This is a genomic window from Streptomyces sp. R11 (assembly GCF_041051905.1).
GTDB lineage: Bacteria > Actinomycetota > Actinomycetes > Streptomycetales > Streptomycetaceae > Streptomyces.
In genome coordinates this window covers 9529156-9541180 of the sequence record NZ_CP163432.1, presented here as the reverse complement: position 1 = coordinate 9541180, position 12025 = coordinate 9529156, and the positions used below count along the sequence as shown (strand labels likewise).

6 protein-coding genes and 2 pseudogenes are annotated in these 12025 nt (G+C 65.9%); 4 read left to right on the top strand and 4 right to left on the bottom strand.

All coding sequences use genetic code 11. The features are described from left to right. Positions 1 to 4 precede the first annotated feature (4 nt). The 3 genes from AB5J55_RS43970 to AB5J55_RS43960 all read left to right on the top strand — a co-directional run bounded on the left by AB5J55_RS43970 (position 5) and on the right by AB5J55_RS43960 (position 3431). Complete coding sequence (locus tag AB5J55_RS43970) at positions 5 to 793, top strand: DUF3152 domain-containing protein (RefSeq protein WP_369275962.1); 789 nt, start codon at positions 5 to 7, stop codon at positions 791 to 793. A gap of 254 nt (positions 794 to 1047) precedes the next feature. Further along, complete coding sequence (locus AB5J55_RS43965; RefSeq protein ID WP_369276481.1) at positions 1048 to 1755, top strand: response regulator transcription factor; 708 nt, start codon at positions 1048 to 1050, stop codon at positions 1753 to 1755. Continuing rightward, positions 1752 to 3431 (top strand): sensor histidine kinase, encoded by a 1680-nt coding sequence (locus AB5J55_RS43960; protein WP_369275961.1) that lies wholly within the window; start codon positions 1752 to 1754, stop codon positions 3429 to 3431. Before AB5J55_RS43965 ends, AB5J55_RS43960 begins: the two co-directional genes overlap by 4 nt. A gap of 678 nt (positions 3432 to 4109) precedes the next feature. On the opposite strand, the pseudogene AB5J55_RS43955 reads toward AB5J55_RS43960, so the two are convergent. From AB5J55_RS43955 to AB5J55_RS43940, 4 genes and pseudogenes are all read right to left on the bottom strand, one after another. Further along, positions 4110 to 5348: pseudogene (locus AB5J55_RS43955) on the bottom strand (IS701 family transposase). A gap of 79 nt (positions 5349 to 5427) precedes the next feature. Then, a pseudogene (locus AB5J55_RS43950) lies at positions 5428 to 7118 on the bottom strand (ISAzo13 family transposase). A 63-nt stretch (positions 7119 to 7181) separates the two neighbouring features. Beyond that, a protein-coding gene (locus AB5J55_RS43945) for an IS5 family transposase (RefSeq protein ID WP_369275960.1) occupies positions 7182 to 7987 on the bottom strand; the annotation gives its coding sequence in 2 pieces (ribosomal slippage) (positions 7182 to 7654 and positions 7654 to 7987; 807 coding nt in all). A 696-nt stretch (positions 7988 to 8683) separates the two neighbouring features. Beyond that, positions 8684 to 10198, bottom strand: coding sequence for an FAD-binding oxidoreductase (locus AB5J55_RS43940; RefSeq protein ID WP_369275959.1), 1515 nt, complete (start codon positions 10196 to 10198; stop codon positions 8684 to 8686). Positions 10199 to 10794: 596 nt separating this feature from the next. Between AB5J55_RS43940 and AB5J55_RS43935 the strand changes: the two genes are divergently transcribed. Beyond that, positions 10795 to 11664 carry an IS5 family transposase gene (locus tag AB5J55_RS43935; protein ID WP_369275912.1) on the top strand — a complete coding sequence of 290 codons (870 nt, stop codon included), beginning with the start codon at positions 10795 to 10797 and terminating at the stop codon, positions 11662 to 11664. Positions 11665 to 12025 lie beyond the last annotated feature (361 nt).

Here is a 12025-nt window from a genome sequence, read left to right as displayed (position 1 = left end):
AGCCATGCACTCCATGCAGCCGCGCGCCGAGGTGCCAGGGGCAGACGAATACGAAGAACGAGATGACGAACGATCTGAAGAACAAGGGGCCAGGGGCCCACGGGCCGAATGCTGCCCTGCCGCGGCAGCACCGGCGTACCCAAAGACGCCGCCGGGCCCGCAGGCGGCTCGGCCTATTGAGCGCGGCAGCGGTGTTCGTGGCCACCGGCCCAGCCACAGCCGCCGTCTTCTCCAGAGCCAGCGAGGACCATGCCCGGCATGCCGTGGCCTCGCGAAAACCCGGGCCCTCCCATCAGCCGCTGCGCGTGCCGTCCCGCGGACGGTGGCGCCGTCCGCTAGTGCGCTTCCGTCGTCCCCGGTTCCCCAGCGCAGTGAAGGTCACGCGGTTGGCCGGGGCACGGTGTGCCGTTACACGGTGCAGGTGGAGGACGGTATCGGTGTCGATCCCGCGGCGGCTGCTGGGCCTGGTCCACCGCATACCTGCCGACACCGTGGCTGGACACGGGACGGCTTGCAGCTCGTGGCCTCGAGCCCGTACGACTTCACCGTGAAGATCGCCTCACCGGCGACGGTCGACCGGATCTGCGGCATCGCCGGTCTGAACACGCGCGGGGGGCTGAACTGCAGCGTCGGCCGCCAGGTCGTGGCCAATTCCACCCGCTGGAACACTGGCTCACAGCAGTTCACCGGCCCTTGGACGACTATCGGCACTGATCATCAACCAACGAGGTCGGCCAAAGGATCGGCCACGGCCACGAAGGCTGCTCCGGCCCCCGCAGACGGGCACTGGTGATGATGCAGCAGTAGACCAAAGGCCTGAAGGGCTGTCTGCCCAACGCCTGGCCTTACACCACTGACGGCACCTACATCAGCGGACCGCCCGTCCTCTGAACAACCTGTCCAGGGCACCGCAGCCGCGCTCTGGTTCAGGCCCCCAACACACGCGTCAGAGCGGAAGTGACGGATCTGGCACACCATCGCCGTCGATTTACTCATGAATTCATGCATATGTTGCCCACCCATGAAAAGTGAAGGGAGGCCGGGGTGCTGAGCGCGCGCATTCTGGTCGCCGAGGACGATGAGATGCAGGCCCGGCTCATCCGTGTCTACCTCGAGCGGGAAGGACACATCGTGCAGTGCGTACACGACGGCCGCATGGCACTGGAACGTGCCCGCACCGGGTGGCCGGACCTGCTCGTGCTGGACGTGATGATGCCCGCGGTCAGCGGCCTGGATGTCTGCCGCATCCTGCGCGCCGAAGCCTCCCGGATACCCATCATGATGCTGACTGCCCAGAGCACCGAGACGGACATGCTCCTCGGGCTCGATCTCGGCTCGGACGACTACCTCACCAAGCCCTACAGCCCCCGCGAACTCGCCGCCCGGGTCAGGTCCCTGCTGCGCCGCACCCGAGAACCAGCAGCCACCCCGCCGGCCGCCATAACCGTGGGGAACCTGGTCATCGACACCGCCCGCTTCGAAGTGCACGTGGCCGGCCAGCTGGTCGCTCTGACCGCGAAGGAGTTCGCCATCCTGACGGTGTTGGCCGCGGAGCCGGGCCGGGTATTCACTCGGCCGGAGATCATCGATCATGCTTTCGGCCTGGACCGGGAGGTCCTCGCCCGTACCGTCGACGTCCACGTGATGAACCTCCGGCGCAAAGTCCAGCAAGTGCCTGGTGAATCACGCTGCTTGCTGGAGACTGTGTACGGGCGCGGTTACCGCATTGTCGATCCCCGTGATGCGGGCCGATGAGTTTCCGGCTGCGCGCACTGGCCCTGCTGATGTTCATCGCGGTCACCGCCACCACTGCCACCGCCTGGCTCACCCTCCGGCAGGCCACCACCCAGGTATGGGAAACGGCCTCCGCGGAGCAGGACGACATCCAGCAGATCACCACTGAACTGCGGGACTACGGAACTCTGCATGGCACCTGGCACGGGCTCCCAGAGACCGTGCGCCGACTCGCGGAAGACACCGGGCAACGCATCCGGATCACCAGCGACAGCGACGGATCCATCGTTGCCGACTCCGACATTCGCGCGGGCCACACACCCCGCAGAACCGGCTCCGGGACACCCTTTCTGATCGACTCCCGCCCTGACTTGCAGCTTCCGAACCACTTCGGTGCAGCGAAGATCACAGTCACGGCGATCGCCGATTACCACACGCAAACGCGCTATGCCGCCTGCCTCACCAAAGCTGGCATACCCATACAGACCACGGCCGACCCCCTGCACGGTCTGCCGGTCGTGCGTACCAAGCCACCCGCCAGGACCGGATGCGTACGCGAGGCTTATCCCGATGCCCGGTTCGTCGCGGATGCGGCGGCTGCGGAGGCCTGCCGACCATCGACCGAACCCGGCCCGTGTCTGCGACGACTGTTCGAGCAGCGCACCAACGACGTGGCACCGCCCCGGCTCCAAGTCCGCCTCGGCGCGGTCGACGACGCCCCGCCCACTCTGGCAGCCACTCCTGTCATCGTGGTGGCCGCGGGTGTCGGAACCCTGGTGATCCTCAGCGCACTGATTCTGGGCAGGACGGTGCTCCGCCCGGTTCGCGCACTCACCCAAGCCACCCGGAGCCTGGGCAGCGGCGACCTGGGACACCGTGTCCCCGCTGCGGGCCGGGACGAGATCGCCCAGCTCGCCCGCGCCTTCAACCGGATGGCCGACTCACTGCAAGTCAGCGAAGAACGCCAACGCCGCCTCACCGGCGACATTGCCCATGAACTGCGCACCCCACTGGCCAACCTGCGCGGCTACCTCGAAGCCCTCCGCGACGGCATTCTCACCCCCACCCCCGACCTCCTCCACGCGCTGCACGGCGAAGCCATGTTGCAGCAGCGCATCGTCGACGACCTGCAGGACCTCGCTCTCGCTGAAGCCGGAGCCCTCACCTACCACCGCACCACCATCGACCTGCGTGAGCTGTTGCATGCCTGCCACACCGCACACGCCGCCCAGGCCGCAGCGGCCGGCATCACTCTCGAAGTAAGAGCCGAGGAACTGGTATGGGCGGAAGGTGACCACGACCGACTACGCCAGGCTCTCGGCAACCTGGTCACCAACGCCCTGCGGGCTACCCCACCCGGCGGCACCGTGACCATCGCCCTCTCCCGCACAGCCGCCCACGCGACCATTCACGTACGCGACACCGGCAGTGGAATCCCCGCCGACCATCTGCCCCGCCTCTTCGACCGCTTCTGGCGTGCCGACCCCGCCCGCGGCCGCACCACCGGCGGCAGCGGCCTCGGCCTAGCCATCACCCGCCAAATCATCACCGACCACCACGGCACCATCACTGTCGACAGCACCGTGGGAACCGGAACCACTTTCACCACCACCATCCCCACTCAACGAATGCGTCCACCCCATACAGCCCATGACAGCCAGGTCAGTGCCGACCATCCTGCCCGCAGAAATGAGTAGTTCTGAGAGACACGGGCCCTGCCGGACCGTGTCCGCTTCGCCCTCAATCTTCATTCTCACAACCGGGACCGCGGTTGGCAGAAATGCGGACTTCGAGCTCGGCGCGAGCTGGGGGACGAGCATGAAGCGCAGGGCGTGGTACCCCGGGGCGGCTTTGCCGGAGCGGGTGCTGCGGCAGGTGCTTCCGGGGGCCTCGCAGGTGGGGCAGTCGAACTGCTCGACGACGTGGCCGGTTGGGCAAACTCTTACATGTCGCAAAGCTATCCCGAAGGGCATTGTGCGAAATCTGTTTTGCGAGACACCGTCAAGAAGGCCGTCCCGCACCAGCGGCTGATCTTCACCGTGCACGAGATGAAGCGGCCCAAGCGGGGCGCAGCCGTGCTGACCATCGCCGAGGGCCTGCGCCACCACGACATCCAGCTCGAAATCCTCACCGGCCCCCTCCAGGGTGTACGACCCGTCCGGACACGGCGCCGCAACTGTTCGCGTTCTTCGCCGGCGATCACCCAGCTGTACCACCCAGAACAGCCCCCAGAACGCGGGCAAGTTACACATCGCCGAACCCGAAGCCCTTACTACTCCAGTACTACTCCAGCAGCGGTTCGTGTCCTGAGCTGCGTTTTCGGTAGTGGCAGCGGCGGGCGATGGCTTGGCGGTGCCTTCTCCGGGCCGACCAGTTCAGTGTGTGGGTGATGGGATCGCGGTCGGCTCGTGGACGGGGCAGGAGAGCGTCCAGGAGTCGCCGGCTCTCTGCCATGGTGAGGGGGACGAGGGCTGATCCGTTTCTGCGGCCCCCTTTGCGTCGCCGGTGACCTGGGAGGCGAATGCGGCTAGGACGGCGTGGGCAAGCATTGCCAGGGTGATGTGCCGATACCAGCCGATGTAGCGACGGACCTCGTATTCGTCCAGGCCGCACTCGTTCGTCGCGGCCTGGAAGCACTCCTCGATCGCCCAGCGGGAGCCGGCGATCCGGACCAGCTCGGCGATCTCGACCATCAACGGGTGCATAGGCAAGGTAGTAAGCGAGTTCGCCGGGGTCGGACAGGCTACGACGGGCCATCACCCAGCGGTGGCGAGTGGGCGGATCGGGGTCAAAGATCAGGTTGACGGGCAGCTTGGCCGCGGCCCAGTCGTAGATGCGCGGGCCCTTCGCCCCGTCGCCGCACGACAGCTGCTGCCAGGCATCGGCAGGGGCCTCCTCGATGAGCTGGTCGATGCGCCAGATCCCAGCAAGCGACTTGATCTGCTGTGACTTGGGCACGGCGACGACGTAACTGAGGTCGAGCTGCTCGAGCAGGCGGCGGAAGTGCCAGTCCTGACCGTAGGCCTCGTCGGCGGTGACCCATGCGGCGGGCAGGCCGGCGGCGATGCAGCGGCGGACGATGTCCCGGGCCAGCTCGCCCTTGGTGGCAAAGCCTCGCTCGTCAGGGATCTTTGCCGCCCGGCACCACTGCCGGTCGGAGGTCCAGGGCTTCGGCAGGAAGAGCTCACGGTCGACCAGGGCCCGCCCTGAGCGAGTGGCGTAGGCGGCGAACACCCCGATCTGGCAGTTGTCGACCTTTCCCGAGGTACCGGTGTACTGCCGGCCCACCCCAGCCGATGTGGTGCCCTTTTTGATGAACCCGGTGTCGTCGATGATCAGCACGCCGTCCGGTCCGAGTCGTTCAGCGACGTATGAACGGACGTCGTCACGCAGCGCGTCCGCGTCCCAGACACTGCTGTTCAACAACCGCTGAAGCCGTCCGGAGTGCGGTGACCTGCCCATTCCGCGAGCTGCCAGCCGTTCTTGCGTGCCGCCTGTCCCAGCAGACCACGGACATAGTCCCGCATCCGCCACCGCAGATCCGCCCGAACGAACCGGCCCGCCACCCGCAACACCGACTCCAACTCAGCCGCCCAGCAACTGACTTCAGCCATACCCTCCATGCCAGGACAACGACAACAACCACCAGCTCAAGACACGAACCGCTGCTGGAGTATTAGGGCGTGCAGATCTTTAGCTCGTCTTTTTGACCTTGGTTTGGGTGGGGTCGGAAGCGAGGAAGGCCGTGACGTCGGCTGGTGTGCGGAGGCGGGCTGTTGAGGTGTTGATGTGGTGGCCGTGTGCTTCCAGAAGTGGGCTGACCTCCTGTTTCGCGCGGCTGATGGTCATGGCGGTGACGCCGAAGAGTTGGCCGAGGAGGTCCATGGTGGCGAGTTTGCGCAGGTGGAGCACGGTGGCCAGGATCCGGTCGGCTGGGGTCAGCTTGGCTTTGGCGCCCGCGCCAGGGGCGACCATGCGCTCGTGACCACGGCGGGTATGGAGCACTCGCTCGTGTTGAATCTCCAGCGCGGGAGTCAGTGCGTCGATGAGCTCGCTGAGCTGTTGGCGGGTCATCCCGGTCAGTTCAGGGGCTGCAGCGACTGCTGGGTAAGGCGATCCGGACCGTCCGTCGGGGCCTGGTTTGACGTGGTGTTGGTCGCTAAGGGCTCCGGCGGGTGCTGGGGGTGGAGGGTGTAGTTCCAGTCGCCGTGGAAGCGGTGCCGGGTGATCGGTAGGGCGGCGATCTCCTCGTCGCTGACCTGGATGCCGGTGGGGTACGGGTTGGTGTCGAGTTCGGCGTGCACCGTCAGGCCGGTCTTGGTGGTGGTGGCCGCGATGCTCTCGATGATGACTTCGTGGCTGGTCAGGGGCCTTCCGCGCCAGTTCATAGTGATGTGGGAGAACAGCCGGTGCTCGATCCGGTTCCACTTCGAAGTGCCGGGAGGCAAGTGGCAGACGGTGATGGTCAGGCCGGACTCAGCGGCGAACTGGGCGAGTTCGGTCTTCCAGGTGCGGGTGCGATACCCGTTGGAGCCGCCCGCATCGGCGGTGATCAGCAGTCGGCCGGCCGTCGGGTAGGTGGCCCGGCCGGCTCCGTTCCACCAGCGGCGGATCGACTCGACGGCGAACGCGGCGGTGTCGTGGTCGGTGCCCACGTTGACCCAGCCGGTGTTCGCGGCGACGTCGTAGATGCCGTAGGGCACCGCTCTGCCCAGCTCGCGATCGGGGAAGTCGTGGGTGTCGACCCGCACCGGCTCGCCTCGCGGCTCCCATTCACGGCCGTTGTTCTTGAACGGGCCGACCAGCTCCTTCTTCTTCGTGTCCACACTGATCACCGGTGCCCCGCAGTCCTGGTGGTCGCGGGCCTGCTCGTTGAGGTAGTGGAATTGTGCGTCCCGGTCGGGGTGCTGCTTGCCTTCGAGGGTCTTGGCATTGCTCTGCAGACCGAAGCCCTCCTCGCGCAGCAGGTCGCCCACCGTGTCCGCACAGATCCGGTGGCCCTGCCGGGTCAGCTGTTCGGCGGGCTTGCGGGTGGATTTGGTGGTCCAGCGCAGCGGCGACATGGGATCCCCGCGGACGTCGGGCTCGACCAATGCGAGGAGAGCCTCCCGGACAGCTGGGTTCAGGTCGGCGACGCGTTTGCGGCCACCGCCGGGCCGGCGGATGCGTCCCAACGGGGCCTCTCTTGAGCCGAGTTCCCGCACTCCGGCAGACACAGTGCCCTCACGGACACCGGCGGCACGGGCGACCGCTCGGATCCCGCCGTGGCCGAGGGACTGGGCCTCCGCCCCTATCACCAGGCGACGCTGCCGCTCGTCCAGGTGCGGCAGAATCGCCCCGAACTTGGCTGCCAGCATGGCCCGTTGCCCTTCCAGCCCGCTCATGTCAGACCAACGAACCACCGAACGGAAAGTGACGAGTTAAAGATCTGCACGCCCTTACAACGGCTAACAAAATGAGCCGAGTTGTCGGTGTGTGATCAGGCGGCAGGCGAGTTTGAGGAACGCTTCGTGCATGTCGGCCTGCCGTTCCCACCGGGTCCGCAGGCGTCGAAAGCCGTGCAGCCACGCAAAACTCCGCTCGATCACCCAGCGGTAGGGACCCAGCCCAGTGCCGTGACGGGTGCCACGGCGAGCGATGGCCGACACGATGCCGCGCTCGCGGACCTGGTCGCGGTAGATATCGTGGCCGTAGCCGCGGTCGGCGAACAGCGAGTCTGGCTTGCGGCGCGGACGGCCCACTCGGCCGCGGACCGGCGGGATCGCGTCGAGCAAGGGGATGAGCTGGGTGACGTCGTTGCGGTTGCCGCCGGTCAGCAGGACCGCGAGCGGGGTGCCATGTCCGTCGGTGATCAGGTGGTGCTTCGAGCCGGCCCGGCCCCGGTCGACCGGCGACGGGCCCGTATGGCTCCCCCTTTTAACGCCCTGACGTGGGAGGAGTCGACCACACAGCGGGACCAGTCCAGCCGCGACGCGGCGTTGAGCTCGGCGAGCAGGACCTCGTGGAGCCGCTGCCAGACACCGGCCTCGTTCCAGTCCCGCACCCGCCGCCAGCAGGTCATGCCCGAGCCGAAGCCCAGCTCCTTGGACAGGTACCCCCACTGGATGCCGTTGTGCAGCACGTAGAGGATCCCGCACAGCACCTCCCGGTCCGGCAAGGGCTTGCGGCCCGGATACCGCAAGCGGCGCTCACGCTGCGGCAGCCACGGCTCCAGGCGGTCCCACAGCTCATCCGACACGATCCACGGCGACATCCCCACGACAGACCGAACGCTCAACTGTCGGCAACGGCCATCAGCGCCGATCCACCTCATTGTGTTAGCCGTTGTTACTGGGGAGGATGGCCAGCCAGGCATGCCGACGGACACGGCTCCTCGAGCAGTACGGAGAACCGATACGCGGGACCGGGTATGAGCACGCCCTTGCCGCAAGCCCACAGCACAGCGGCCGTGATTATCAGGATGGTCTCCACCTGCGGAAGCGTAGACTCAGGCGTCTGAGGGCCCGCTTCTCGTTCAGGACCCTGTCACTTGCGGTCGTTCGTTGTGATCTGTGGACTTGCGGTCTGACACTCGGTGATGAGCGGGCCGTGTCCACGTCACGGACATCAGCTCCGTGCTGCGGCCCGCATGTGAAACTCATGCCGAAAGAGACCGACAAGGTCGGAAGCGTCAGCCAGTCCCGCTATGAGCAGATCGTGGCCGAGCTGCGGGACGTGGCGGAACAGCAGACACGGGCAGTTCACGATCGGGGACCGCGCCCTGGAGATCGAGCCGATGAGGGTCGGGCGGCCACAACGCGGTGGACCCGGAGTGGTCGGGGACAACGCCCCTCACACTGGTGGCCGAGGACATGGGCTTGAAGTTCAGCACGGTGAAATCGGCGAGGCGGAGTCGCCCTGGCCGGCCGCCGACGACAACGGTGCGCAGGCTGGAGAATTCTCAGGTATTTCACTCTGGGACGTAGCGGTCATAGAGCTCGTTACGGAACACACCATGCGGGTCGTAGCGGTGTTTCGCGTGCATTGCGAGATCCCAGGTGGGATAGGCGCGGTTGAGTTGTTCCTTGCTGGCGTGGAGCCGGTATGGCAGGTAGAAGGTGCCGCCGTTGGAGATGGATGCGTCGATCAAGTCCCGTGTCATGGCCTGCATCCGTGCTTCAGCAGAGGCGGTTCGCTCTTGAACAAAGAGCATTACAAGGCCGAATACGTCCCGGCGGGCGTAGGCCAGAGTGCTTCGCTCATCCCGGCGCGTGTCCCGAACGGTGACGTTCAGCAGGTTGCCCCGGGCCCGGGGGATGATTTCCTGTGCAGCGCGCACGAACTCCCACAGGCGCGTTTGGGGGACGAAGTACTCGTGCAGGATGTCGGTGGTCCCCGGAGTAAGGTTCGCAAAGACTGCGGCGGGCTCGTTGAGCAGTGAGTTGCGGCTGACCTTGTCAGCCAGCCAGGGGCCAGCCTCACGCTCCAGCCACCACCGCAGAGTCTTGCCGGAGCTGCTGGTTGCAGAATTGCGGAAGATCGTGCGCCGTGCGCCAGGCTGCGGCAGGGGAAGCAGCGGCAACCGTCTGCCGCGTGACTCCTGAATCGGGATATATGTTCCGATGATTGCTTCGTTCAGAAAGTTTCCCGGATCCACCGACAGTCGCCCATAGGCCATCTCGACCTGAGAGGCGGGCGCATAGACCCGGCGAGTGAAGGCATCAACGTAGTCCTGTGTGGGAACGGTGACAAAGGCCGGCCTGAGCAGCACGTTCGGCACCACCGCGATGTCTGCCTCCAGGATGACTCCGAACATCCCGTACCCGCCAAGAGCAAGCCGGAACAGTTCGGCGTTCTTCGTAGGGCAGCAGGTCACGACTGTGCCATCTGCGGTAAGGAGTCGCAGGCTGTGGACGGTCGAGGCGATCGGCGGGCTGTTGGTGTGCCAGCCGTGGCAGTTCACACTCAGCGAGCCACCGATGGTGAAGTCGTGGTTGGACTGCATCACCTTGGGCGCATAACCGCGGGCGTTGAGCACGGGGATGATCTCACGCCAGGTGGCTCCCGCCCCCACTCGCATAACCTGCTTGTCGCTGTCGAGGGTGATGCGGTTCATCGGCTGAGTCTCCAGGATCCAGCCGTCTCGCAGGAGACTCTGCGCGCCCATCGAATGGCGTGCCCCCGAGATCGCCAGGGCAGGGTCACGGCCTTGAGCGATCCGGCCGAGCAGGGGTTTGAGTAGTTCGGCGGTATCCCTGCTCGATGATGTTGCGAAGGTGATACCACGCGCCCGCGTCGGGTTGAGTCCGCTGGCATCATTGAGCAGTGTCCGCGATGGAGCAGCTGGCGGCATCTGACCCTGATCCGCGAAGCGCTGGAGTGCCGCCCCGCCAGTACCACCTAGAGCAAGCGCCGCTGCAGCGGTGCCACCGTAGGAAAATACCTGCCGTCGTGACGGCCCTCGTCCTGCCATGCTCTCCTGCATCCTTTGATCACAAACTCTTGAACAGCAGATACGCCCGAAGTATGCAGGGCCAGGACCACCGGTAGATGAGTATCCGTACCTATACGACCTACTTATCGAGGCCCGGTGAGATCAGAACCTCAAATTCCGGGGACAGCGCCAGACGCCCGGCGGGAAAGCAGGGCAGAAACTCAAGACCGCGAGCTCAACCACTGTGCCTGTTGAGCTCACCGATCCTGCGCCCTAGAGTGCGTGCGAATGTCAAGAGTCGCGTGCGTCGGTGGTCAACTTATCGGGAATATCCCTCAACTTGCCCCCTCAAGGTGCAGCGCGACGCAACGGCGACGGATGCCCTGACGCTTCGAGACCACGAAAACACCGACTGAGAGGTCGTTTTAATCGTGAGTATTGGGCTTTAAGTCAGTTCGTTCTGCCTCTCGATGTGGTGCTGGTGGGTCTGTGATGGCGGTTCTGCTTGGTGAGGCTTGCGGTGCGACGGATGGGGCGGAGGATTGCTTGCGCCTGTCTCATTCAAGGACGCCCGGGTCTGTTCCGTGCTTCGACGCCGCAGGGTGCACGCCTGGGCGCACGCCCTTGGGCGGCGGTATGTCCAGGTCATGGCCGACCGTCGTGCGTATCCGAGTGATCTGTCCGATGCACGCTGGGAGTTGATTGAGCCGGTGCTGTCAGCCTGGCGCTTCGAGCGTCGTGGCCGGGCCCTGGACTTCGGTCGACCACCGGAGCATGACCTGCGCGAGATCATGAACGCGATCCTTTACGTGGACCGCACCGGGGTGCAGTGGCGCTACCTGCCGCACGACTTCCCGCACTGGAACACGGTCTACGGATACTTCGCCAAGTGGCAGCAGGAAGGCGTGTTCACCCAGCTCAACGGCCTGCTCAGGCGGCTCTTACGACAGAAGGAAGGCCGCGGCGCCGAACCATCTGCCGGCGTGATTGACGCGCAGAGCGTCAAGACTTCCACCAGTGTCCCCGCCTCAAGTCAGGGCATCGATGCGGGCAAGAAGATTGTCGGCAGGAAGCGGAGCATCATCACCGACACCCTCGGCCTTGTGCTGGCGGTGCTGGTCACCGCGGCCGGCGTCCAGGACTCCACCGCTGGCCGAGCCCTTCTGGAACAGGCCGCCACCGCCCACCCCACCCTGCGCAAGGTCTGGGTCGACGGCGGCTACCGCAAACACTTCGTCGAGCACGCCGCCGCCCTCGGCATCGACCTCGAAATCGTCCAACGCGCCCCCGGCGCCAGGGGATTCACTCCGATCCCAAAACGGTGGACGGTCGAGCGGACCTACGGCTGGCTCATGCTCCACCGGTGCTTGGCCCGCGACTACGAAACCTTGCCCACACGCTCCGAAGCCATGATCCACCTCGCGATGACCGACCTGATGGCCCGCCGCCTCACCGGCGAGACCACCGTCTCCTGGCGCGACCCGACAACACCGGATCCAGTTCGCATCCCGGGATGAAACAACGGGAGAAAACGACCTCTTAGTGTCCGGTACTCCCGTGCCACCACGGCGGCCTGGAGCAGCAACGGCAGGCCCACGCAGGGCTTCCTGGTCGCCACTGGCGACTGCGGTATGCGAGGCCGCCAGCCCGTGAGTGAGGGCGGCCGGGGATTCCCTGGTACCCGCCGGAGGTGCGGGGTAGGGCGGCCTGGCCAGTTCCAGAGCCGCTGTTCCCTCGCTGACAGGCGAGGGTGCCGAGGTAGCTGGACTGTGGGTGCGGCTGGTCAGCCACTTAGCTTGGTCACCGGCTTCGCCGACGCCGCCGGCTGGCCCTACGACCACTGGGTACTTGCTCACGCTGGCCCTCACTGTGTGCTGG

What these genes read in the sequence shown, in the direction of transcription:
- AB5J55_RS43970 (WP_369275962.1), top strand. Translation starts at nt 5, where the DNA reads ATGCACTCCATGCAGCCGCGCGCCGAGGTGCCAGGGGCAGACGAATAC.
- AB5J55_RS43960 (WP_369275961.1), top strand. Translation starts at nt 1,752, where the DNA reads ATGAGTTTCCGGCTGCGCGCACTGGCCCTGCTGATGTTCATCGCGGTC.
- AB5J55_RS43940 (WP_369275959.1), bottom strand. Translation starts at nt 10,198, where the DNA reads ATGCAGGAGAGCATGGCAGGACGAGGGCCGTCACGACGGCAGGTATTT.
- AB5J55_RS43935 (WP_369275912.1), top strand. Translation starts at nt 10,795, where the DNA reads ATGGCCGACCGTCGTGCGTATCCGAGTGATCTGTCCGATGCACGCTGG.